Genomic DNA, 23,049 nt, shown 5'->3' with positions numbered 1-23,049 from the left:
TAATTATTCTTACTCGAAGTGGGTTTCGTTAACCCTCTTTCGAAACCTGTCCTCGGTAAGCCCTTGTTAAGCCTGACGTTTAAGTCGAATTTTATGGGTATTCGATAAGTTCGCGATCAAGGTGACATCAAACAAAAAAGTCACCAGGCGAAAACAGAGAGGCAAAGACAATGATCAATTCGCGTCAGGCGGCCAAGCCCGCCATGGTTTCCGAGGACCGTAACGAAGCGATCCGTTCGCTTTACATGGAATCCCTGCAGCTTGTTGAAAGACTTCATCGTCGTCTTCTTGACGTTATCAAAGATGAGTTCGATCGCAACGGCCGCAGCGACATCAATGCGATCCAGGCTCTGCTGCTCTTCAACATCGGCAATGCGGAACTGACCGCCGGCGAATTGCGCTCACGCGGCTACTATCTCGGCTCGAACGTCTCCTACAATCTCAAGAAGCTTGTCGAGCTCGGCTTCATCAATCACCAGCGCTCGCGCATCGACCGTCGCTCGGTCCGTGTCAGCCTGACGCCGAAGGGCCAGGACGTGGCCGAGGTCGTTGCCGGCCTCTATGACCGCCATGTCGGTTCGATCGAGCATGTCGGCGGCATCAACACCGACGAGTTCAAGCAGATGAACCGCGCCCTGCAGCGCCTCGACCGCTTCTGGAACGACACCATCGCTTACCGCATGTAAGCGTTTCCACCCAAAAGGAACGACCTCCAGTCGCAGGGCCGGTTGCAGAAATGCACCGGTCCTTCCTTTTTTAGCGCGCCGACATCCAATGGAAGGTGCGCCAGCCATGTTGCCGCCATATTCGAATGACTATCGGAAAAGCTGTGATGTGCCAGATCTGCCTGTTCGGCCGTCAGCAACCCGTGCGATGAAGTCGCGTTTCACGTGTCGGTGATGCCGGGTTATGGTTGGCTAATTGTTAAGTATGGCCGTCATATCGTCGTCGCGGGAGTTTTCCTGCCGGTTGTGTTGCGCGAATATGTCTGGAACGTCCATGAAAACTAGCCGCCGTTTCTTTCTCTCCGGTGCCGGCGCGATCGCCATGGCAGCCTTGTCGGGGGCAGCCAGTGCCCAGGACGTGATCGGCGAAGTTCTCGGCTCGTCGCGCCGCGGCAACTGGGACGACCAGTTCGATGCCCGCGTCAGCCAGGGCGCCAAGGTCGCCAGCACGCTGCCGGTGTTCACCGCGCAGACGGCAGCCTTTACCCAGCAGGCGATTGCCCAGTATCAGAACATCGTCGCCCAGGGCGGCTGGCCGGTCGTTCCGGCGACCAAGAAGCTCCGCCTCGGCGTCGAGGATCCCGATGTCCAGGTGTTGCGCAAGCGCCTGATGATTTCGGGCGACCTGTCGCCGCGCGCCGGCCTTTCCGATTCGTTCGACACCTATGTCGATGCCGCCCTCAAGCGCTTCCAGGCACGCCACGGCCTGCCTGACGATGGCGTCATGGGCCAGTACACCTATGCGGCGATGAACATCAGCGCCCAGATCCGCCTCGGCCAGCTCGAGACCAATCTCGGCCGCATCCAGGCCCAGGCCGGCACGCTCGGCCAGCGCTATGTCAACGTCAACATTCCGGCCGCCCAGGTCGAAGCTGTCGAAAACGACCGCGTCGTGCTGCGCCACACCGCAATCGTCGGCAAGGTCGACCGCCAGTCGCCGATCGTCAATTCGAAGATCAACGAGATCGTCGTCAACCCGTACTGGAACGCACCGGTGTCGATCGTCCGCAAGGACATCATCCCGCTGATGCGCAAGAACCCGAACTATCTGACCGACAACAAGATCCGCCTGTTTGCGCCGGATGGCAGCGAAGTCGATCCGATGAATGTCGACTGGTCGACCGAAGAGGCGGCGAAGTACCGCTTCCGCCAGGATCCGGGCGCCAACAACGCCATGGCGTCGGTGAAGATCAACTTCCCGAGCCCGGATGGCGTCTACATGCACGATACGCCGCAGCAGAGCCTGTTCGGCAAGCTGATGCGCTTCGATTCCTCGGGCTGCGTCCGCGTCCAGAACGTGCGCGACCTCGTCACCTGGATCCTGCGCGACACGCCGGGCTGGAGCCGCTCGCATTTCGAGCAGGCCATCAAGTCGGGCGAAAACACCCCGGTCCCCGTCACCAACCCGGTGCCGGTCTATTTCACCTACGTCTCGGCATGGTCGACCGGCGATGGTGTCGTGCAGTTCCGCGACGACATCTATGGCCGCGACGGCGTCGACGAGCTGCAGATCACCTCGGCTCTCTGACCGGGCCGCAGCGACCTTTCGAAAGGCCGTCCCTCGGGGCGGCCTTTTTCGTATCGGTGCCGACATTGGCGAATGGATGCTGCTGCTCGTCCGCCGAGAAGAAGTGCACTTCCATCAGCACTGGCCCCTCCGGACCCCGGAAGAACAATAGCCCGGCGTTTGACGCTGTCCTGAACTCTTTGACAATTTCGGATGCGTCGTTGCGATTGAACTCCTGAAACTTGACGCCAAGCACGGGAAGAAGGTTTCGTTCGCGAAGTCCCAGCGATCGGGTGTTCCGAGGTATCGCTCCGTGGACCTGCCCCTTTTTCGGTCGCAGTGGCCGTTTGGTCCAAATGCGACCACGAAATTTCGCACCGCACGTGGCGACGCTGGGGCAAGTATGTTAATGGCCGCCGAACTTCCCCGATGCCCCTCCGGACCAGTCCCCGGAACAGCAAGGATCAGAACCGATGGCCGCTTCGAAACACCTCGAAACCTTCTTTGGAACCCCGCTCGAGGAGGCTGATCCCGAGATCTTCGGCTCGATCCGCAACGAGCTCGGTCGCCAGCGCCACGAGATCGAGCTGATCGCCTCGGAAAACATTGTTTCCCGCGCCGTGCTCGAGGCCCAGGGCTCGATCATGACAAACAAATATGCCGAGGGTTATCCCGGCAAGCGCTATTATGGCGGCTGCCAGTTCGTCGACGTCGCCGAAGAGCTCGCCATCGAGCGCGCCAAGAAGCTGTTCGACTGCAAGTTCGCCAACGTCCAGCCGAACTCCGGCAGCCAGATGAACCAGGCGGTGTTCCTGGCGCTGCTGCAGCCGGGCGACACCTTCATGGGCCTCGACCTGAATTCGGGCGGTCACCTGACCCACGGCTCGCCGGTCAACATGTCCGGCAAGTGGTTCAAGGTCGTCTCCTATGGCGTGCGCAAGGACGACAACCTGCTCGACATGGACGAGGTCGCGCGCCTTGCCCGCGAGAACAAGCCGAAGCTGATCCTCGCCGGCGGCACCGCCTATTCCCGCATCTGGGACTGGAAGCGCTTCCGCGAGATCGCCGATGAAGTCGGCGCCTATCTGATGGTCGACATGGCCCACATCGCCGGTCTCGTCGCCGGCGGCGTGCATCCGTCGCCGCTGCCGCACGCCCATGTCGTCACCACCACCACGCACAAGTCGCTGCGCGGTCCGCGCGGCGGCATGATCCTGACCAATGACGAGGACATCGCCAAGAAGATGAACTCGGCCGTGTTCCCCGGCCTGCAGGGCGGCCCGCTGATGCATGTCATCGCCGCCAAGGCCGTTGCCTTCGGCGAAGCGCTGAAGCCCGAGTTCAAGACCTATGCCGCCAATGTCGTTGCCAACGCCAAGGCGCTGGCCGCAAGCCTCAAGGACACCGGCCTCGACATCGTTTCGGGCGGCACCGACAACCATCTGATGCTGGTCGACCTGCGCCCCAAGAACGCCACCGGCAAGCGCGCCGAGGCAGCTTTGGGCCGCGCCAACATCACCTGCAACAAGAACGGCATTCCCTTCGACCCGGAAAAGCCCTTCGTCACCTCGGGCGTGCGTCTCGGCACCCCGGCAGGCACCACGCGGGGCTTCGGCGAAGCCGAGTTCCGCGAGATTGGCCAGCTGATCACCGAAGTGCTGGACGGCCTCAAGGTCGCAAATTCGGACGAGGGCAACGCTGCCGTCGAAGCGGCGGTCAAGCAGAAGGTCGTCAGCCTGACCGAGCGCTTCCCGCTCTATCCCTATCTCGGCTGATCCGGGGCCATAAGGGCCTTCCACATTTCGAAGCCCCGTGCCGGTCATCCCGGCATGGGGCTTCTGCTTTTCCGGAGGATGCATTAAGCCTTTTGCGGTCGGGGATTCGAATGACAAGGCTGAACGATGCGTTGCCCATATTGCCAGTCTGAAGACACGCAGGTGAAGGACTCGCGTCCGGCCGAGGATGGTGCCGCGATCCGTCGCCGGCGCATCTGCCCGGTCTGCGGCGGCCGCTTCACCACCTTCGAGCGGGTCCAGCTGCGCGACCTCGTCGTGCTCAAGAAGACCGGCCGCAAGGTGCCGTTCGACCGCGACAAGCTGGCTCGCTCGGTCGAGATCGCGGTGCGCAAGCGCAATGTCGATCCCGAGCGCATCGAGCGCGCCGTGACCGGCATCGTCCGCCAGCTCGAAAGCTCCGGCGAAACCGAGATTCCGTCGGGCGAGATTGGTCGCCTGGTGATGGAGGCGCTGAAGACGCTCGACGACGTCGCCTATGTCAGGTTTGCATCCGTCTACCGCAATTTCCGCGAGGCCAAGGACTTCCATGAGGTGCTGGGCGAACTGAAGGGCGACGAGGAAGCCAGCTGAACGATGGTCGATATCAGTGCATCCGGGCAAGACAGGACAGACCGCCGTTTCATGGCGGCCGCAATCAGGCTGTCGCGCAAGCATCTCGGACTGACATCGACAAATCCGGCGGTCGGCACGCTCATCGTCCGTGATGACGGCAATGGGCCCGTCATCGTCGGCCGCGGCGTCACCGCCATTGGCGGGCGGCCGCATGCGGAAGCCGAAGCACTCGCCGAGGCGGGTCAGCTGGCGCGCGGCGCCACCGCCTATGTCACGCTCGAGCCCTGTGCCCATCACGGTCGCACCCCGCCTTGCGCCAACGCGCTTGTCAACGCGGGCATTACCCGTGTCGTCGGCGCCGCCAGCGATCCCGACCCGCGTGTTTCCGGCAAGGGCTACGCGATCCTTCGCTCAGCCGGCATCGAAGTCAAAGAGGGCGTTCTGGCCCGCGAGGCCGCCGACCAGCTTGCCGGTTACATGAATCGTTCGATGAGAAAGCGCCCGGAAGTGATTCTGAAGCTTGCGCTTTCCGCCGATGGCATGATCGGCCGCCGCGGCGAGGGGCAGATCGGCATCACTGGCGAGATCGCCCGCCGCCAGGTCCATGTCATGCGCGCCGAATGCGAAGCCATCCTGATCGGCATCGGCACCGCCATCGCAGACGACCCCGAGCTCACCGTGCGCCTGCCCGGGCTGCGCAGCCGTTCGCCGGCCCGCATCGTGCTCGACCGGCTCATCCGGCTGCCCGCGACTTCGAAACTGGCGCGCTCGGCCTCCGACGTTCCGGTCATCGTCGCCGCCTGTTCCGAGAGCCACGCCGCCAACAGGGCGGAGCTGGAACGCGCCGGGGTGAAGTTCCTGGCCACCGAGACCTATGATGGCCGCGTCGCCCTTCCGGAGCTGCTCGAGGATCTCGGCAACCAGGGCATGTCGCGCATCATCGTCGAAGGCGGCGCCGACACCGCGCGCGCCTTCCTCGACGAGGGGCTGGTCGACCGTATCGCACTGTTCTACGGCCCCGAGGCCATCGGCGCCGACGGTATTGCGGCCCCCATTGGCCGCGACCATATACCGGCAGAGTTCACGCTCGTGCGCGAGGCGCGCTACGGCGAGGACAGCTTCGCCGAATGGATAAGGGAAATCTGATGTTTACCGGGATCGTCACCGACGTGGCCACAGTCGCGTCCGCAGCCCAGCTCGACCAGGGCGTGCGCCTGCGTATCGACACCGCCTATGATCCGAAGACCATCGACATCGGCGCCTCGATTGCCTGCTCCGGAGTCTGCCTGACCGTGGTCGCGCTGCCCGAGGCAACCTCGAACGCCCGCTGGTTCGAGGTCGAGGCCTGGGAAGAGGCGCTGCGACTGACCACGGCGAGCGACTGGAAGGCCGGCAGCAGGATCAATCTCGAGCGGGCGCTGAAGATCGGCGACGAGCTCGGCGGCCACATCGTCTCGGGCCATGTCGACGGCATGGCCGAGATCATCGCCCGCGAGGACGAGGGCGAAGCGGTGCGCTTCCGCCTCGAGGCGCCGCGCGAGCTGGCCAGGTTCATCGCGCCCAAGGGCTCGGTTGCGCTCGACGGGACGTCGCTGACCGTCAACAAGGTCGAGGCCACCCGCTTCGACGTGCTGCTGATCCATCATTCGTTGCAGGTGACGACCTGGGGCGAGCGCAAGGTCGGCGACCGGGTCAATCTCGAGATCGACACCATGGCGCGTTATGCCGCGCGCCTGGCCGAGGCGGCAAGGGAAGGGCTCTGACGCCGGGCGCTGACGCCGGACACTGGCGCCGCTCGCTGGACAGCGGTTTCCTGCCACAGGCCTTAACACTTCGCTTGCGAACTCATCCGGTTCGGCCTAAGTCAGCCGCTCCTGCCGGAGATTTTACATGGCCAACGACAAGAAACTGAAGCTCCTCATCGTCGAGGCGCGCTTCTACGACGACCTTTCGGACGCGCTGCTGGACGGCGCCAAGGCCGCACTCGATGCCGCCGGCGCGGGCTATGACGTGATCACGGTTCCCGGCGCGCTTGAAATCCCGGCCGTGATCTCGTTCGCGCTCGATGCGGCCGACGACGAAGGCACCCATTATGACGGTTATGTCGCCCTCGGCACCGTCATCCGCGGCGAGACCTATCATTTCGATATCGTCGCCAACGAATCCTGCCGCGCCATCATGGATCTGTCGGTCGGCGAGTCGATTGCCATCGGCAACGGCATTCTGACGGTCGAAAACGACGACCAGGCCTGGGCGCGTGCCCGCCGCACCGAAGGCGACAAGGGTGGCTTTGCCGCGCGCGCGGCCCTGACTATGATCGCCGTGCGCGAAAAACTCGGAGCAGCCCGCTCGTGACGTCTTCCGAAGATAACGGCCAGCCGCCAGTCCGCCACGCCAACAAGCGCGGCGCTGCCCGTCTGGCCGCCGTCCAGGCGCTCTACCAGATGGACGTGGCCGGCAGCGGCCTGCTCGAAATCACCGCCGAATACGAGGCGTTCCGCCTCGGCAAGGAAGTCGACGGCGCGCTCTACCGCGAGGCCGACGCCCAGTGGTTCCGCGCCATCCTTGCCGGCGTCGTCGAAAATCAGAAGGTCGTCGATCCTGTCATCCGCCAGTCGCTGACCGAGGACTGGCCGCTGTCGCGTCTCGACTCGACATTGCGCGCCATCCTGCGCGCCGGCGTCTATGAATTGATGAAGCGCCAGGACGTGCCGGTGGCGGTGATCGTGTCGGAATATGTCGACATCGCCAAGGCATTCTACATCGAAGACGAGCCCAAGCTCGTCAACGCCGTACTGGATCGTGTCTCGCGCAAGCTGCGCGGCGAAGGCAAGGGCAAGGACGCATTATGACCGGTGGCGAACGCGAAGCGCGGCGAACTGCCTATATTCTCGCCGCATCGCAAGCCATCATCGGTTCCGCCGCCCCGATCTCCTTCGCCATCGGCGGTCTCGCCGGCTACTATCTGCTCGACGCCGACAAGTCCCTGGCGACCCTTCCCATCACCGGCTTCAGCCTGGGTCTGGCGATCGGCGCCTTGCCGGCGGCGGCCATCATCCGCAGGATCGGCCAGCGCAGCGGCTTCATGTTCGGCACCGCCGTCACCGCCATCGGCGGCGCGGTCGCCACGCTCGCGCTGTTCCGTGCCGAGTTCTGGCTCTTCGTCTTCGGCCTCGTGCTGCTTGGCGCCGGCGGTGCCTTCGTCCAGCAATTCCGCTTCGCCGCCGCCGACAATGCGCCGCCCCAGTTCAAGGCCAATGCGATCTCCTTCGTGCTCGCCGGCGGCATCATCACCGCCATCATCGGGCCGCAGATCGTCATCTTCACGCGCGAGCTGTTCGCGCCCGTGATGTTTGCCGGCTCCTTCGCCTCGATCATCGGCCTGGCCGCCGTCGGCGCCATCATCCTGTCCTTCCTCAGGGTCAAGGAACCGGTTCACGATCACCAGGCGGCTTCGGAGGCCGGCGCGCGGCCGCTGAAGGAGATCGTCACCGAACCACGTTTCGCCGCTGCACTCACCTGCGCTGTCGGCAGCTACACGCTGATGAGCTTCGTGATGACCGGCGCGCCCTTGGCCATGGTCGGCTGCGGTTTCTCGCCTGACGAGGCGACGCTGGGCATTTCCTGGCACGTCATGGCGATGTTCGGTCCCAGCTTCTTCACCGGCCGCGTCATCCAGCGTTTCGGCGCCGAGCGTGTCGTTGCCTTTGGCCTTTTGCTGCTGATCGCCTGCGCAATCGTCGCCCTGTCGGGCATCGCACTGTGGCAGTTCTGGACGGCGCTGATCCTGCTCGGTCTCGGCTGGAATTTCGGTTTCATCGGTGCAACGGCCATCGTATCGACGGCCTATCGCCCGTCCGAGAAGAGCAAGGTCCAGGGTTTCCACGACTTCGTCCTGTTCGGCGCCGTTGCCTTCGCCTCGCTGATGTCGGGCGCGGTCTACAACGCCTATGGCTGGGACACGCTCAACTGGATCGTCTTCCCGGTCAGCGCCATCTGTCTCGCCGCGCTGGCCACGCTGTCCCTGGCGCAGCGCCGGCAGCCCACCTGACAGGCTGCTCCTGACAAGACGTTGTCGGGAGGAGGTCCTCCCGATTTTCTTTGATATTCAAAAAAATATTGCGCTGCCCCTGCGCATTGTGAAACCGTATGCCCCGACGGAAGCTGGGTCGCCATGCTCATATGCGGCCACCGAAATCCTGAAGTGAGAAGGGGCTTTTCATGTACAAGAGATCCATCGCGGCTGCGGCGATCGCGCTCGGCCTCGCCACGGGTGCCGCGAGCGCCCAGGTGGTGGTGTCGTCCAAGATCGACACCGAAGGCGGCGTGCTCGGCAACATCATCAAGGCAGTGCTCGACGCCAACAACATCGCCACCACCGACCGCATCCAGCTCGGGGCGACGCCCGTCGTGCGCAAGGCGATCACCGCAGGCGAGATCGACATCTATCCCGAATACACCGGCAATGCGGGCTTCTTCTTCGAAAAGGCCGACGATCCGCTGTGGAAGGATGCCGCCAAGGGTTTCGAGACCGCCAAGAAGCTCGACTATGACGCCAACAAGATCGTCTGGCTGTCGCCGTCGCCTGCCAACAACACCTGGGCGATCGCCCTGCGCAAGGACGTGGCCGAGGCCAACAAGCTCGCCACGCTTAGCGACTTCGGCAAATATGTCGCCGGCGGCGGCACCGTCGTGCTGGCCGCGTCGTCCGAATTCGTCAACTCGGCCGCAGCCCTCCCGGCCTTCCAGACCACCTATGGCTTCACCCTCAAGCCCGAACAGCTGATCACGCTCTCCGGCGGTGATACTGCCGCCACGATCGGTGCGGCCGCCAACCAGACCAACGGCGCCAATGCCGCCATGGTCTATGGCACCGACGGCGGCATCGCGCCGTCCGGCCTCGTCGTGCTCGACGACGACAAGGGGGTGCAGCCGGTCTACCAGCCGGCGCCGATCATCCGAGAGACCGTGCTGAAGGAGCATCCGGAGATCGAAACGCTGCTCAAGCCGGTGTTCGAGAAGCTCGATCTGGTCACGCTGCAGGAGCTCAACGGCCGCGTCCAGGTCGGCGGTGAGCCAGCCAAGGCCGTCGCCGAAGATTTCCTGAAGAAGAACGGCTTTCTGAAGTAAGCTCTTCCGGCGCGTGCTCGCTTACGGCGCCGAGCGTCCTTTCCGGACGCACGGCACTGCAAGACAGGAACTCGGTGAATGATCCCGTGCGACAATCGCCATCGATTGTCGGGGTCATGCATCGGGGTGCGCGCCAGGGGAACCGGGGACGCATCGCAGTCGTGAGCATCAGGTTCGACAAGCTTGGCGTGGTGATCGCCCTGATCGCCTGTTATGGCGCCTTCTCGGCGCCATTTGCCATTTTCCGCGCCAACCGCATCGTCGCTGGCGAGCCGCGTTCGATCATCGAGGCCCTGCCGCAGCCGCTCGGCGCGGTTCTGCTTGCCGTTCTGGTTGCTGCCGGCCTCATTGCCCTGTTCAGGACGCCCCTGGTGGCACGGCTCGGCGCCGCCGCTGTGACGCTTGCGTCGCTCGCATTGCTCATCGGCGTCGCCGGCAGCCACCTGACCCCTGAAGGCAACACCTTTGCCCGGATATCGCCGGCCTCCGGCTTCTGGCTGCTGATCTTTGCCTTCACGCTTCTGCTCGCCGATGTCCTGACCCGGCTGCAACTGTCGCCGGTCGGGCGCGTTGTCGTGCTCGGCATCGGCGCCGCGGCAATCTGGCTTCTGCTCGCCTCGGGCCAATGGGACAGTCTGTCGATCCTCAAGGAATACGCCAATCGCGCTGACAGTTTCTGGAACGAGGCGCGGCGTCATGTCGAACTGGCCCTCGGCTCGCTTTTTGCCGCCACCCTTGTCGGCCTGCCGCTCGGCATCCTGTGTCACCGTGTCCAGGCGTTGCGGGACGGCGTGCTCAACGTGCTCAACATCATACAGACCATTCCGTCGATTGCGCTGTTCGGCATCCTGATCGCGCCGCTCGGCTGGGTCGCCGCCAATGTTCCCGGCGCCTCAGTGCTCGGCATTCGCGGCATAGGTGCTGCACCGGCCTTCGTCGCGCTGTTTCTCTATTCGCTGCTGCCGGTGGTCGCCAACACCGTCGTCGGTCTTGCCGGCGTGCCGCGTGCAGCCAATGACGCGGCGCGCGGCATGGGCATGACGGGCTGGCAGCGGCTGAGCGGCGTCGAGTTCCCGCTCGCCTTTCCCGTCATCCTGACCGGCATCCGAATCGTGTTGGTCCAGAACATCGGCCTTGCCACCATCGCCGCGCTGATCGGCGGCGGCGGTTTCGGGGTCTTCGTTTTCCAGGGCGTCGGCCAGACGGCGATGGATCTCGTCCTGCTCGGCGCCGTGCCGACGGTGGCGCTTGCCTTTGCCGCCGCCATCATTCTCGACGCAGTGGTCGAAACAGTCGCGACCCGCAAATCCACCGAAGTGGCTGCCGCATGATCGAAATCGACCACATCACCAAGCGCTACGGCGAGACCACTGTCGTCGACGACGTCTCGATGGTCATCGAGCCGCGCACGGTCACCGTGATCGTCGGCACCTCCGGTTCGGGCAAGACGACGCTGTTGCGCATGATCAACCGTCTGGTCGAGCCGAGCTCCGGCACGATCAGGCTCGACGGCATAGACAACCGCTCGGTGCCGGGCCATGAGCTTCGCCGCTCCATCGGCTACGCCATCCAGGGCAATGGTCTGTTTCCGCACCGTACCGTGGCGCAGAACATCGCCACCGTTCCCGCGCTGCTCGGCTGGGACGCCGCGCGCATCAAGGCGCGGGTCGACGAGTTGCTGGCCTTGCTGCAACTCGATCCCGCAGCCTTTGGCCCGCGTTATCCGCATGAGTTGTCGGGTGGCCAGCAGCAGCGTGTCGGCGTCGCCCGCGCGCTCGCCGCCGAGCCCAACGTGCTTCTGATGGACGAACCTTTCGGCGCGCTCGACCCGATCATCCGCACCAAGGCGCAGGAAGACCTGCTCGCGATCCAGAAGCGCTTCGGCACCACCATCATCCTGGTCACCCACGACATGGAGGAGGCGGTTCACCTCGGCGACCGCATCGCCGTCATGGATGCCGGTAAGCTCGTCCAGTATGCGACACCGGCCGAGATCCTGGCCAATCCCGCCAGCGATTTCGTCGAGACGCTGATCGGTGCCTCCGACCGTCCGTTCAAGCTTCTGTCGCTCGGCACCGTCGGTGATGCCGTCGAGCCGGGACCGGCGGCAGGCGAGGGCATCCGTGCCGGGGCAAGCCAGCGAGATGCGCTCGCCGAGCTGTTGTGGTCGGGACGCCCCGCCATGCCGGTGACGGGCGAAAATGGTGCTGCCCTTGGCCGCGTGACGGTCGAAGGCCTTGTGAAACGTGCCGCGAGGCCGCAATGAAGGCTTGGCTTCCGCTGCTGCTGCGGCTGTGCCTGCTGGCGCTGCTGGTGGCGTTCCTGAGCAATCCGCTGTGGTTCGAGCCGCTGCTCAGGCCGCTGACCCAGAATGGCGCACCGGCGATCTACAACCAGGGCAGCCTGCTGTCGCTGGCGCTGCTGCACCTGCGCACCGTCGCCATCGCCACCGCTGCGGCGATCGTCGTTGCGGTTGCACTCGCCATCCTTGTGACCCGGCCAATCGGCGCCGAATTCCTGCCCTTGTCGCGCAGCCTGGTGAATATCGGCCAGACCTTTCCGCCGGTCGCAGTGCTGGCGCTTGCCGTTCCCGCCGTCGGCTTCGGCGAGAAGCCGACGCTGATTGCGCTGTTCCTCTACGGCCTGCTGCCGATCTTCGAAAACACGCTGACCGGCCTCACCACCACGCCGCCCAGCATCGTCGAGGCGGCCCGCGGCGCCGGCATGACCGGCTGGCAGCGTCTCACCAAGGTCGAGCTGCCGCTTTGCCTGCCGGTCATGCTCGCCGGCATCCGGCTGTCGGTTGTCATCAGTCTCGCCACTGCCACCATCGGCTCGACCGTTGCCGCAAAGACCCTCGGCGAGGTCATCATCGCCGGGCTGCAATCCAACAATCTGGCCTTCGTCCTGCAGGGCGGGCTGATCGTCGCGGCCCTTGCCGTTCTGATCTATGACGCGCTGTCGGCGCTGGAGCGCATGGCAGCGCGGCGCATGGGGCAGGTGGCCTGAGCGGCCTACCGGCCACGCGCCGGATAGTCGAGCGTGATCTCGAGCCGGTTGCCCGTAGCACCCACGATCCAGCGGCGGCGCAGCACGGCGAAGTCGTGACTGGCGCCGTTTGCCGACACCGTCACCACGTCGCCCGTCTGGCACTGTGGCGAAAGCGCAAGCGTGCCGAGCACACCCTCCAACCCCGCCTTGCCGGCATGGATCCGCGCCGAGCCGGTCAGCGTCACCTCGATCGTCTCGGCAGTTGCGCCGCCGCCGAGACTCGGTGATTGATCTGGCTGATGCCCCGGTCTGCCATTTGAAGGAGTTTTTGCCATGGTTTGGCGTCTCTCTAAGATCGTGATGTGTCTTTGTCTTGCAGCTTTCGCCTTTCTCGTGGCGTTCGGCAATATCACCGACTACGGCTCCAACTTCGCCTTCGTCCAGCACGTCCTGAGCATGGACACCACTTTCCCGGGCAACGCGCTGATGTATCGCTCGATCACCAGTCCGACATTGTGGACCGTCGGCTACTGGTTGATCATCTTCGGCGAGGCGCTGACCTGCGTGCTGTTCCTGATCGCCGCGCTGCAACTCTGGCAGGCACGCAAAGGTTCGGGCCGGCAGTTCGATGACGCCAAGGGCTTCGTCGTCATCGGCGCCACCATGGGGTTCCTGGTCTGGTTCCTGGGCTTCATGGTCGTTGGCGGCGAATGGTTCGCCATGTGGCAGTCAAGCACATGGAACGGCCAGGACGCCGCCTTCAAATTCTACATGACCATGCTGGCGGTGCTGATCTTCGTCAATCAGCCGGATCGTGATCTGGCCTGATGCTCCGAAAATCGGAATCGATGTTCGGAAAGCATGATGCGCAGAGCTGATGAGTTGGCGCGTTGTTTGTGCGTCTATCCGGACGCACGGCGCTCCAAAGCTCTGTTGTCGGCAATAACGGGGCGGCGAAAGCCGAGAAACACCTTTTCGATATCTTGACGTGCGCTGCCCTGTTTCGGATTGTTCGCCAGGGGCCGGAAACCAATGAGAGGCTGCCGGTCTCGTTCACTAGCCCGGGGAGGGGAATTCCGGGCACAATCAGGGAAGAGAAATTGGCAATGACAATGCTTTACGTCGTCATCGCCTGCGGCCTGCTATCTGTCCTGTACGCCATCTGGGCGACTCAGTCGGTGCTTGCATCCGACCAGGGCAATGCGCGCATGCAGGAAATCTCCGCCGCCATCCGAGAAGGTGCGCAGGCATATCTGGCGCGCCAATACACCACCATCGCCATCGTCGGCGTCGTCATGTTCCTGCTCGCATGGTGGCTGCTTTCCGCGACCGCGGCGATCGGCTTTTTGATTGGTGCAGTGCTTTCAGGTGCTGCCGGCTTCATCGGCATGCATGTTTCGGTCCGGGCCAATGTGCGCACTGCGCAGGCCGCCTCCAACAGCCTCGCCGCCGGCCTCGACATCGCCTTCAAGTCGGGTGCGATCACCGGCATGCTGGTGGCCGGCCTCGCTCTGCTTGGCGTCTCCGTCTACTATCTCGTTCTGACCGGCCCGATGGGCCATGCGCCTGCCGACCGCGTCGTCATCGATTCGCTGGTGGCGCTCGGTTTCGGCGCTTCCCTGATCTCGATCTTTGCCCGTCTCGGCGGCGGCATCTTCACCAAGGGTGCCGATGTCGGCGGCGATCTCGTCGGCAAGGTGGAAGCCGGCATCCCCGAGGATGATCCGCGCAATCCCGCAACCATCGCCGACAATGTCGGCGACAATGTCGGCGACTGCGCCGGCATGGCCGCCGATCTGTTCGAAACCTATGCCGTGACCGTCGTCGCCACCATGGTGCTCGGCGCCATCTTCTTCGGCGGAACCGAGGTTCTCTCCAACGTGATGCTCTACCCGCTCGCCATCTGCGGCGCCTGCATCATCACCTCGATCGTCGGCACGTTCTTCGTCAAGCTCGGCTCCAACGGCTCGATCATGGGCGCGCTCTACAAGGGGCTGATCGTCACCGGCCTTCTCTCGATCGTCGGCCTGGGGGCGGCGACCTCGCTGACTGTCGGCTGGGGTGAAATCGGCACCGGGGGTGGTGTCGTGATCACGGGTCAGAACCTGTTCATCTGCGGCCTGATCGGCCTGGTGGTAACAGGGCTGATCGTCGTCATCACCGAATACTACACCGGTACCAACAAGCGCCCGGTCAATTCGATCGCCCAGGCGTCGGTCACCGGTCACGGCACCAACGTGATCCAGGGCCTGGCCGTATCGCTCGAATCGACGGCGCTGCCGGCCATCGTCATCGTCGGCGGCATCATCGCCACCTTCCAGCTTGCCGGCCTGTTCGGCACGGCCATTGCCGTCACCACCATGCTCGGCCTTGCCGGCATGATCGTGGCGCTCGATGCCTTCGGCCCGGTCACCGACAATGCCGGCGGCATTGCCGAAATGGCCGGCCTGCCCAAGGAAGTGCGTCATTCGACCGACGCGCTTGATGCGGTCGGCAACACCACCAAGGCCGTCACCAAGGGCTACGCCATCGGCTCGGCCGGTCTCGGCGCTCTGGTGCTGTTTGCCGCCTACAGCTACGACCTGCAGTACTTTGCCGCCAACAGCGCGCAGTTCCCGTATTTCGCCGACATCGGCACGGTGTCGTTCGATCTGTCCAACCCTTACGTCGTCGCCGGCCTGATCTTCGGCGGCCTCATTCCTTATCTGTTCGGCGGCATCGCAATGACCGCCGTCGGCCGTGCCGCAGGCTCGATCGTCGAGGAGGTGCGCAAGCAGTTCCGCGAGGATCCGGGCATCATGAAGGGCACCTCGAAGCCCAATTACGCCCGCGCCGTCGACCTTCTGACCAAGGCGGCGATCAAGGAAATGATCATTCCGTCGCTGCTGCCGGTGCTGGCGCCGCTCGTCGTCTATTTCGGCGTGCTGCTGATCTCGGGCTCCAAGGCCTCGGCCTTTGCCGCCCTCGGTGCCTCGCTGCTCGGCGTCATCGTCAACGGCCTGTTCGTTGCGATTTCGATGACTTCAGGCGGCGGTGCCTGGGACAACGCCAAAAAGTCGTTCGAGGACGGCTTCACCGACAAGGACGGCGTCAAGCACCTGAAGGGCTCCGAGGCCCACAAGGCTTCGGTGACAGGCGATACCGTCGGCGACCCCTACAAGGACACTGCCGGCCCGGCAGTGAACCCGGCGATCAAGATCACCAACATCGTCGCCCTTCTGCTGCTCGCCGTGCTCGCGCATAGCGGCGGCTGACCCTGCCGAACTGCTTGCCTCTCTGAGGCAGATCCAGGGACCCCGTCCGCAGCCTCTGCGGGCGGGGCTTTTCGTAGGCCTTGTCCAGCCCAAAGAAAAACCCGCGGAATTGCTTCCGCGGGTCCTGTTGCCTGAGATTTCTGAACCTCAGTGGGCGGATCAGCTGCCGAAGATGCTGCTGGCAGCACTCGACCCCATCTTGCCGGCGCCCGAAAGCAGCTGGCCGAGGAAGTTCTGGTCCTTGCCGCCGGTCGGCGTCGTGCGCGAGATGAAGTCGAACACCTTGCCTTCCTGCAGGCCGTAATTGGCGATGTTCGAGACGCGGCCGTCGGCGCCGAAATAGACGGCCAGCACGCGCTGTTCGATCAGCTTCGGCTTGGCGAAGGCGACGGCGCGCCGGCGCGTCTGGGAGATGTAGTAGAACACCTCATTGTCGAAGGTCGCCGTCGTCGACGGCGTGCCGAGAGCGAGCAGCACCTGCTCGCGGCTCGAGCCCACCGGCACGGAGTCGATCGACTGCTGGTCGATGACATAGCCCTGGGTCAGCGTCTCGCTGGGGGTCAGGTCACCGAACGTCTTCGAGGTGTTGCATGCCGACAGCGCGGCAGCGGCCACGATCAGCGACACGGCGCCAGCCGGACGCAACGAAAATGGCATCTTGAATTTCAGCGAGTGCAACAACAACTCCATCCTGTCGTGCCAGAGCCCCTGCTTGCGCGAAGCCGCAAAACCGGTAAACCAGCTTGCGCGCCGATGCAACAAGGCCACTAAGCGAAACGGGTCCCCGGGAGACCGCCCTCAAAATGTTTAAGCGTCTGTTTGGCCGTGAACGCCAGGCCAATCGCGCCATCACCGAGGCGCTCTATACACGAATCGTGGCAGCCGCGCGGCAGGAACCTTTTTATTCCGCATGGAATGTTCCCGACACGCCGCTTGGCCGTTTCGAGATGCTTTCGCTGCACATGTTCCTGTTTCAGCATCGTTTGCGCGGCGAGCCGGGGGCTGCGGCCGACATCGCCCAGCGCCTGATCGACGAGTTCTTCCTCGATGTCGACCATTCGCTGCGCGAGCTCGGCATCAGCGACGTCGGCGTGCCCAAGCGCATGAAGAAGCTGGCCAAGATGTTTTACGGCCGCACAGAATCCTACAAGAACGCGCTCGAAGGCGACGATCATCCGGCGCTTGCCGCAGCACTTTTGCGCAATGTCCGCCCCGAGGTGCAGGACTGGCCGGAAGCCGCAGCACTCGCCGAATATGTCTTTGCGGCGAATCGCGCTCTTGCCGAGCAGCCGTCGGAAGACATATGTGCCGGCAAATTGTCATATCCGGCGCCACAGGCAGCCTGAAGGAGGCCACCCCATGATGCCTGACGAGACCCAGAGTCCGGTTTCCTTCAAGGTCAATGTCGCCAGGCTGCCGCAGAAGGGCATGGCTGTGACAGTCGATGCCGATGCCGCCCAGCGTGCCGCATTGGCTGAGGTGCATGGCCTGACGTCGGTCGAACGCTACAAGGCGGACCTGCTTGTCACCAAGTGGAAGCGCAATGGCGTCAAGGTCCGCGGTCGGGTCCAGGCAGCGATCACCCAGGCCTGCGTCGTCACGCTTGAGCCTGTCGAGGCGGTGATCGACGAGGATGTCGAGGGCGTTTTCCTGCCCGAGGACTCCAAGCTTGCCAGGCAGGGCTTCAACGCGGCCGGCGAAATCCTGCTCGACGCCGAGGGCCCCGACGCGCCCGAAACTTTCACCGGCGACACCATCGATGCGGGCGCGCTGGCCGAGGAGTTCTTCGGCCTCGCCATCGACCCTTATCCGCGCAAGACCGGCGTCGCGGTCGCCAGTACTGACGATGACGATGTCGAGCCAGTCGAGAGCGAATTCCAGAAAAAGCTCCGCCTAATATCCAAGAAGCTTTGAAAACGCCTGCCGTTTCGCGTAATCCCGGTTGTGCGGTTGCCCAAAACCGTTACTTTCGCCGGACTTTTGCGTGCCCAGCTACGCCAACAGTGAGATGACCGACGCGTGATCAAGATTTCCATTGATGCCATGGGTGGCGATCACGGCCCTTCCGTGATCATTCCTGCCCTGGCCAAGGTCGCCATCAGGCGCACCGATATTCGCTTCATCATCTATGGCCGCGAAGAAGTGGTCCGTCCCGAGATGGCCAAGTATCCCAAGCTTGCTGCCGTCAGCGAGTTCGTGCACTGCGAGGTCGCCGTGCGCATGGACGACAAGCCGAGCCAGGCGCTGCGCCAGGGGCGCTGGAAGTCGTCGATGTGGAAGGCGATCGAAGCGGTCAAGTCGGGCACGTCGGACGCCTGCGTCTCCGCCGGCAACACCGGCGCGCTGATGGCGATGTCGAAATTCTGCCTGCGCACCATGGCGACGATCGACCGCCCGGCAATCGCCGCCCTGTGGCCGACGGCGCGCGGCGAGAGCGTCGTGCTCGACGTCGGCGCCACCATTGGCGCGGATGCGCACCAGCTCACCGATTTCGCCATTCTGGGCACCGGCATGGCGCGCGCCCTGTTCGGCATCGATCGGCCGACTGTCGGCTTGCTCAATGTCGGCGTCGAAGAGATCAAGGGCCAGGAAGAGGTCAAGGAAGCCGGGCGCATGCTGCGCGAGGCCAACATGGCCTCGATGAACTACCAGGGTTTCGTCGAAGGCGACGACATCGGCAAGGGCACCACCGACGTGGTCGTCACCGAGGGCTTTTCCGGCAACATCGCGCTCAAGACCGCCGAAGGCACGGCACGCCAGATCGCCGGCTATCTGCGCGAAGCGATGAGCCGCACGCTGATGGCCAAGATCGGCTATCTCTTTGCCAAGGGCGCTTTCGACCGGCTGCGCGAGAAGATGGACGTGCGCCGCGCCAATGGCGGCGTCTTCCTCGGCCTCAACGGTATCGTGGTGAAAAGCCATGGCGGCGCTGACGCCGACGGCTTCGCCGCTGCCATCGAAATGGCCTATGATATGGTCCGGAACCGGCTGCTCGACCGTATCGAGGCAGACCTCGACCTGTTTCATGCACGCAACCCGCATGCTGCAATGGGTCGCCCCGCGGCCGCGGTCGAAGATCAGGAATAGGATTTTTCAACGTGATCAGATCAGTTGTGCGCGGCATTGGTTCGGCGCTGCCCCGCCGCATCATGAAGAACGCCGATTTCGAAGGCATGGTCGAGACCTCGGACGAGTGGATCGCCCAGCGCACCGGCATCCGCCAGCGCCACATCGCCGCCGACGACGAGACGACGGCCTCGCTCGGTGAGGCTGCGGCCCGCGCAGCGCTCGACAATGCCGGCCTGACGCCTGACGACATCGACCTGATCGTGCTCGCCACCTCGACGCCGAACAACACCTTTCCCGCCACAGCCGTCGAGATCCAGAACCGGCTCGGCATGCGCCATGGCTTCGCCTTCGACATGCAGGCCGTGTGCAGTGGATTCGTCTATGCCGTCACCACCGCCGACCTCTACATCAAGGGCGGCCTTGCCAGGCGCGTGCTGGTGATCGGCTCCGAGACGTTTTCGCGCATTCTCGACTGGACCGACCGCTCGACCTGCGTGCTTTTTGGCGACGGCGCCGGAGCGCTGGTGCTGGAAGCTGAAGAAAGTGCGGGCACCATCGCCGACCGCGGCGTGCTGGCCGCCAGCCTGCGCTCCGACGGAACGCACAAGGACAAGCTTTATGTCGATGGCGGTCCGTCCACCACCGGCACCGTCGGCCATCTCAAGATGGAAGGCCGCGAGGTCTTCAAGCATGCGGTGGGCATGATCACCGACGTGATCGAGGACGTCTTCGCCCAGACCGGTGTATCAGCCGACACACTTGACTGGTTCGTGCCGCACCAGGCCAACAAGCGCATCATCGATGCCTCGGCCAAGAAGCTCGGCATTGCCGAGGAAAAGGCCGTCGTGACGGTGCATCTGCACGGCAACACGTCGGCAGCCTCGGTGCCGCTGGCGCTTTCGGCTGCCGTTGCCGACGGACGCATCAAGAAGGGCGACCTTGTCATGCTCGAGGCGATGGGCGGCGGTTTCACCTGGGGCGCCGTGCTCGTGAGGTGGTGAGCGCGCAGGCTCAGGCCTCCGCGCGGTGTCTTGAAAAGGTCGTCGGATCGGTCCTTGACCTTGACGGATCAATTACTTAACCTCCGGCGCGTTGCTGGATTTCAGATAATGAGGATGGGGCCCGTCGCATGGGGGGAAAGACACTGACACGTGCCGACCTCGCTGAATCCGTCTATCGGAAAGTCGGCCTGTCGCGCACGGAATCGGCGCAGCTGGTCGAAACCGTTCTCGACGAAATCTGCGAAGCAATCGTGCGTGGCGAGACGGTGAAATTGTCGTCTTTCGCCACCTTCCACGTTCGCGACAAGAACGAACGTGTCGGCCGCAACCCCAAGACGGGTGAAGAAGTGCCGATCCTGCCGCGCCGGGTGATGACCTTCAAGGCATCCAACGTGCTCAAGAGCCGCATCCTGCGGGCTCACCAGAACGGCAAGTCCAAGGCCTCGAAGTAGGCAGCCAGCTCCCGATAATCCGGTTGATAGCCTGGTGCGTGATTCGCACCGGGCTTGAATGTTGTTGCCCAAAGCGCTGAAATGGATCACGAATCGTTTTTTGCGAAAGTGGCGACCATGGACAAGAGCCCCGACGCCTTCCGCACCATCAGCGAAGTTGCCGAAGACCTTGATCTGCCGCAGCATGTGCTGCGCTTCTGGGAAACCCGTTTCACCCAGATCAAGCCGATGAAGCGCGGCGGCGGCCGGCGCTATTACCGGCCGCAGGATGTCGAGCTGATCAAGGGCATCCGCCACATGCTCTACGAACAGGGCTACACCATCAAGGGCGTGCAGAAGCTGTTGCGCGACAATGGCAACCAGTTCCTGGTCGCCATCGGCAGCGGCGACATGAAGGCCGTCGAGGCAATCGCCCAGCGCAAGCAGGCCGAGGCGCCGCTGACGCCGGCAGCGCAGCCGCGTGGCCCCGATGAGGAGATGGTGGTCGGTGAGGCTCGCGCCAAGCCGAGCCGCCGCTTCTTCGGCCTGGGCAAGGGCGACGACGAGGGGCCGGTGGCAGCCGATTCCGGCAAGCTGTCGCGCGACAACCGCGCCTTGCTGCAGGAGGCGCTGTTTGACCTGCTCGAATGCAAGCGCCTGCTCGACCAGGTTCGCTGAGGCCGGTCAGGCCGACTAGAATATTCTGCTCGCGAATGAAGAAGTTGGCGGGAAAGCCGACGAATTGGGTTGACCGAAGCGGTCATATCAAGATACATCGCGACCGGTCCGGAGTGTAGCGCAGCCCGGTAGCGCACTTGACTGGGGGTCAAGGGGTCGTCGGTTCGAATCCGGCCACTCCGACCATTAGAACAAAGACTTAACCGCCATCCCCCAGGTTGCGGTTTGCCGATTTCCCCAAGGTTTACATTTATCATCTCGCTTCGATCTTTTCGGCGTCGAGAATGGTTTGTCCGAGCCGTGCTGTCAGGCGCAGGGCCGTTGCAGCGGACGGTGTTGCCGTCGACTGCGGTGGTGCAGGTGGTCGGCGATCAGGATTGGCTCTCGGCGTCTGTCAGCATTTGAAGTGCTTCGCGGTAGCGATCGAGATGTTGCTCCCCAAGCCCAGCGGCCCGCACGCGGTCGGGGTTGGTGTTGTCAAGGATGTCGGCGATCTTGACGCGTCGCGCGATCTCGTTGGCGCGCGCGCGCTTGATGAAGTCGACATAGGGTTCATCATCCCGGCGTGTGAGCGCGTCGACCGCTTGGACAACCGCAACACCGAACCCCTTGCTCCGCAGTTCGTCCAAAGTGACATCAGTGTCTTCGACGACGTCATGCAGGACGGCGGCTATCCGTTCTTCGTCGCTGTTGACCGCAAGCATCACCCGGAGCGGATGCAGGATATAGGGCTGCCTCGCCTTGTCGACCTGGCCATGATGCGCGTTTGCCGCAACAAGGATCGCAGTAGTCAGGTCGCTCATGGCTTCTCCTGCCGGCGGGAATGGCGGTACCTTTGACCGTATCAGAGGGCGTGTGGGCTTGCAGCAGGCCCCGGACTGGGCGGTTCGAATCCAGACACTGTGCCCATTTTTCGCTGCCCTGGATGGCACCTGAGGTTCGAATTGCCGACCGCGTCAAGGGCGGTGGCCCTTGGTTCGTGGTCCGCACCTCTTGTCGAAAGGAAGAACGCCACGGACGCTGGCTGGCGTCCATGGCGTTGTCTGCTACCTGCGGGGTGGGAGGATGGGCCGGACGCTAGCTTGCCGCGCCCACCATCACGGCTTCGATCTTGGCGCCGTTGTCATGCTGGTCGATGGCCACCCGCTTGCCGGGGGCCAGCTGCGGCGGGATCGCGACGTCGCGCGGGATGGTGAAGCTCTCGCCATTGGTGAGCGTGATGACGCGGACCGCCGGGTTGAACTTGGCAACGGTGCCATCGACCTCGGTGGCAAGGGCTGCGCCCGACATGAGGGCGAGGGCGGAGGCGGCAAGGATGAGCTTTCTCATTGTACTTCTCCTGTTGCTTGATGACCAAAGCTTGGATCCGGGAGGGAGACGCCAATTGCTTTGTGCAGAGAAGAAACGGCCTGCCGTTGGTTTGGTTCGGTAAACAACTAACACGAATAGCTCACGCGCTTTTGTCGCTGTCACGGTGTCGCACCGGCTTGAAGTTCCGATCGCCCGAGAACTTTCGGGCAGAGGTCGGCCGCGGCCGGGCCGGGCGCAACAGGCGTGACCGGGTGCAACAAAAAGCCATGGGCGTGGAGTGCGCCCATGGCTTCACTGTCGTCTTGCCGTGGCGGGCTTACATCATGTCAGGGCCGGCCAGCACGTTGCGGATCTGGTCGCCTTCGTCGTTGAAGAGGATCGAGATCTTGTCGCCGACCTTGACCGAGGGCAGGGCGACATCGCGCGGGATGGTGTAGCTGTCGCCGCCCTGGAGCGTGATGACGCGGGTGTCGGCGTTGAAGCGGGTGACGACGCCGCTGGCGTCGGAGGCGAGAGCCGAGCCGGAGAAGAGTGCGAATGCGGCGGCAGCCAAGATGAGCTTGTTCATGATCGTTCTCCTGATGGGGTTGTGCGAGGTGCTGCT

General features: G+C 63.7%; 27 protein-coding genes and 1 tRNA gene. 22 read left to right on the top strand and 6 right to left on the bottom strand.

The genetic code is table 11. The features are described 5' to 3' along the window. The first annotated feature begins 170 nt into the window (after positions 1-170). The gene (gene ldtR / locus IG197_RS03705) at positions 171-686 is read left to right on the top strand and encodes a transcriptional regulator LdtR (RefSeq protein WP_154385581.1); all 516 of its coding nucleotides are present in this window, start codon (positions 171-173) and stop codon (positions 684-686) included. 313 nt (positions 687-999) lie between these two features. Then, positions 1,000-2,253: a murein L,D-transpeptidase gene (locus tag IG197_RS03700; RefSeq protein WP_192317024.1), complete on the top strand. Its 1,254-nt coding sequence runs from the start codon at positions 1,000-1,002 to the stop codon at positions 2,251-2,253. On the opposite strand, the gene IG197_RS03695 is transcribed toward IG197_RS03700, so the two are convergent. After that, entirely contained in the window at positions 2,237-2,488 is a 252-nt protein-coding gene (locus IG197_RS03695) for a hypothetical protein (RefSeq protein WP_192317022.1), read from the bottom strand. The genes IG197_RS03700 and IG197_RS03695 overlap by 17 nt on opposite strands. A gap of 217 nt (positions 2,489-2,705) precedes the next feature. On the opposite strand from IG197_RS03695, the gene glyA reads away from it, so the two are divergent. The 11 genes from glyA (at position 2,706) to IG197_RS03640 (ending at position 12,719) form a co-directional block, all read left to right on the top strand. Further along, positions 2,706-4,007 (top strand): serine hydroxymethyltransferase, encoded by a 1,302-nt coding sequence (gene glyA / locus IG197_RS03690; RefSeq protein WP_067962994.1) that lies wholly within the window; start codon positions 2,706-2,708, stop codon positions 4,005-4,007. A gap of 126 nt (positions 4,008-4,133) precedes the next feature. Beyond that, a complete protein-coding gene (gene nrdR, locus IG197_RS03685; protein WP_067962991.1) occupies positions 4,134-4,598 on the top strand; it encodes a transcriptional regulator NrdR in 465 nt (154 codons plus the stop codon). Positions 4,599-4,601: 3 nt separating this feature from the next. Next, entirely contained in the window at positions 4,602-5,726 is a 1,125-nt protein-coding gene (gene ribD, locus IG197_RS03680) for a bifunctional diaminohydroxyphosphoribosylaminopyrimidine deaminase/5-amino-6-(5-phosphoribosylamino)uracil reductase RibD (RefSeq protein ID WP_192317020.1), read from the top strand. Further along, positions 5,726-6,343, top strand: a complete 618-nt coding sequence (locus IG197_RS03675; RefSeq protein ID WP_067962983.1) for a riboflavin synthase — start codon at positions 5,726-5,728, stop codon at positions 6,341-6,343. The genes ribD and IG197_RS03675 overlap by 1 nt, the downstream gene beginning before the upstream one ends. 127 nt (positions 6,344-6,470) lie before the next feature. Then, a complete protein-coding gene (ribH, locus tag IG197_RS03670; protein ID WP_067962980.1) occupies positions 6,471-6,935 on the top strand; it encodes a 6,7-dimethyl-8-ribityllumazine synthase in 465 nt (154 codons plus the stop codon). Then, positions 6,932-7,432, top strand: a complete 501-nt coding sequence (gene nusB, locus IG197_RS03665; RefSeq protein WP_067962978.1) for a transcription antitermination factor NusB — start codon at positions 6,932-6,934, stop codon at positions 7,430-7,432. Before ribH ends, nusB begins: the two co-directional genes overlap by 4 nt. Continuing rightward, the gene (locus tag IG197_RS03660) at positions 7,429-8,631 is read left to right on the top strand and encodes an MFS transporter (protein WP_067962975.1); all 1,203 of its coding nucleotides are present in this window, start codon (positions 7,429-7,431) and stop codon (positions 8,629-8,631) included. The genes nusB and IG197_RS03660 overlap by 4 nt, the downstream gene beginning before the upstream one ends. Before the next feature lie 170 nt (positions 8,632-8,801). Further along, on the top strand, positions 8,802-9,710 hold the full coding sequence (locus IG197_RS03655) for an ABC transporter substrate-binding protein (protein ID WP_192317019.1): 909 nt from the start codon (positions 8,802-8,804) through the stop codon (positions 9,708-9,710). A gap of 116 nt (positions 9,711-9,826) precedes the next feature. Then, the gene (locus tag IG197_RS03650) at positions 9,827-11,041 is read left to right on the top strand and encodes an ABC transporter permease (protein ID WP_192317017.1); all 1,215 of its coding nucleotides are present in this window, start codon (positions 9,827-9,829) and stop codon (positions 11,039-11,041) included. Continuing rightward, complete coding sequence (locus tag IG197_RS03645) at positions 11,038-11,976, top strand: ABC transporter ATP-binding protein (protein ID WP_192317015.1); 939 nt, start codon at positions 11,038-11,040, stop codon at positions 11,974-11,976. Before IG197_RS03650 ends, IG197_RS03645 begins: the two co-directional genes overlap by 4 nt. Next, the gene (locus IG197_RS03640; protein WP_192317013.1) at positions 11,973-12,719 is read left to right on the top strand and encodes an ABC transporter permease; all 747 of its coding nucleotides are present in this window, start codon (positions 11,973-11,975) and stop codon (positions 12,717-12,719) included. Before IG197_RS03645 ends, IG197_RS03640 begins: the two co-directional genes overlap by 4 nt. 5 nt (positions 12,720-12,724) lie before the next feature. Here the strand turns inward: IG197_RS03640 and IG197_RS03635 are convergent, their stop codons facing one another. Continuing rightward, a complete protein-coding gene (locus IG197_RS03635) occupies positions 12,725-13,036 on the bottom strand; it encodes a hypothetical protein (protein WP_192317011.1) in 312 nt (103 codons plus the stop codon). On the opposite strand from IG197_RS03635, the gene IG197_RS03630 reads away from it, so the two are divergent. Continuing rightward, positions 13,035-13,529: a DUF2165 family protein gene (locus IG197_RS03630; RefSeq protein ID WP_067962961.1), complete on the top strand. Its 495-nt coding sequence runs from the start codon at positions 13,035-13,037 to the stop codon at positions 13,527-13,529. The two genes, IG197_RS03635 and IG197_RS03630, sit on opposite strands and share 2 nt — an antisense overlap. A 278-nt stretch (positions 13,530-13,807) precedes the next feature. Then, the gene (locus IG197_RS03625; protein ID WP_192317009.1) at positions 13,808-15,955 is read left to right on the top strand and encodes a sodium-translocating pyrophosphatase; all 2,148 of its coding nucleotides are present in this window, start codon (positions 13,808-13,810) and stop codon (positions 15,953-15,955) included. Between the two features lie 159 nt (positions 15,956-16,114). On the opposite strand, the gene IG197_RS03620 is transcribed toward IG197_RS03625, so the two are convergent. Then, on the bottom strand, positions 16,115-16,645 hold the full coding sequence (locus IG197_RS03620; protein WP_182575606.1) for an outer membrane protein assembly factor BamE: 531 nt from the start codon (positions 16,643-16,645) through the stop codon (positions 16,115-16,117). 113 nt (positions 16,646-16,758) lie between these two features. Between IG197_RS03620 and IG197_RS03615 the strand changes: the two genes are divergently transcribed. From IG197_RS03615 to IG197_RS03585, 7 genes are all read left to right on the top strand, one after another. Further along, positions 16,759-17,301 (top strand): ubiquinol-cytochrome C chaperone family protein, encoded by a 543-nt coding sequence (locus IG197_RS03615; protein ID WP_067962955.1) that lies wholly within the window; start codon positions 16,759-16,761, stop codon positions 17,299-17,301. 13 nt (positions 17,302-17,314) lie between these two features. Beyond that, positions 17,315-17,869: a DUF177 domain-containing protein gene (locus IG197_RS03610; RefSeq protein WP_067962952.1), complete on the top strand. Its 555-nt coding sequence runs from the start codon at positions 17,315-17,317 to the stop codon at positions 17,867-17,869. Positions 17,870-17,974: 105 nt separating this feature from the next. Beyond that, on the top strand, positions 17,975-19,042 hold the full coding sequence (gene plsX, locus IG197_RS03605) for a phosphate acyltransferase PlsX (protein WP_192317007.1): 1,068 nt from the start codon (positions 17,975-17,977) through the stop codon (positions 19,040-19,042). An 11-nt stretch (positions 19,043-19,053) separates the two neighbouring features. Further along, positions 19,054-20,025 (top strand): beta-ketoacyl-ACP synthase III, encoded by a 972-nt coding sequence (locus IG197_RS03600; RefSeq protein WP_182575608.1) that lies wholly within the window; start codon positions 19,054-19,056, stop codon positions 20,023-20,025. Between the two features lie 128 nt (positions 20,026-20,153). Continuing rightward, a complete protein-coding gene (locus IG197_RS03595; protein ID WP_067962942.1) occupies positions 20,154-20,477 on the top strand; it encodes an integration host factor subunit alpha in 324 nt (107 codons plus the stop codon). Positions 20,478-20,594: 117 nt separating this feature from the next. Beyond that, positions 20,595-21,134, top strand: a complete 540-nt coding sequence (locus IG197_RS03590; protein WP_192317005.1) for a MerR family transcriptional regulator — start codon at positions 20,595-20,597, stop codon at positions 21,132-21,134. A 109-nt stretch (positions 21,135-21,243) separates the two neighbouring features. Beyond that, positions 21,244-21,320 (top strand) — tRNA-Pro (locus IG197_RS03585). A 185-nt stretch (positions 21,321-21,505) separates the two neighbouring features. On the opposite strand, the gene IG197_RS03580 is transcribed toward IG197_RS03585, so the two are convergent. The 3 genes from IG197_RS03580 to IG197_RS03570 all read right to left on the bottom strand — a co-directional run bounded on the left by IG197_RS03580 (position 21,506) and on the right by IG197_RS03570 (position 23,013). Then, positions 21,506-21,937: an HD domain-containing protein gene (locus IG197_RS03580; protein WP_192317003.1), complete on the bottom strand. Its 432-nt coding sequence runs from the start codon at positions 21,935-21,937 to the stop codon at positions 21,506-21,508. Between the two features lie 274 nt (positions 21,938-22,211). Next, positions 22,212-22,463, bottom strand: coding sequence for a hypothetical protein (locus IG197_RS03575; protein WP_192317002.1), 252 nt, complete (start codon positions 22,461-22,463; stop codon positions 22,212-22,214). Between the two features lie 298 nt (positions 22,464-22,761). Beyond that, positions 22,762-23,013 carry a DUF1344 domain-containing protein gene (locus IG197_RS03570; protein WP_067962934.1) on the bottom strand — a complete coding sequence of 84 codons (252 nt, stop codon included), beginning with the start codon at positions 23,011-23,013 and terminating at the stop codon, positions 22,762-22,764. Positions 23,014-23,049: the final 36 nt, after the last annotated feature.

This window comes from Aminobacter sp. SR38 (genome assembly GCF_014843375.1).
GTDB lineage: Bacteria > Pseudomonadota > Alphaproteobacteria > Rhizobiales > Rhizobiaceae > Aminobacter > Aminobacter ciceronei.
This window is presented reverse-complemented; position numbering and strand designations above follow the sequence as displayed.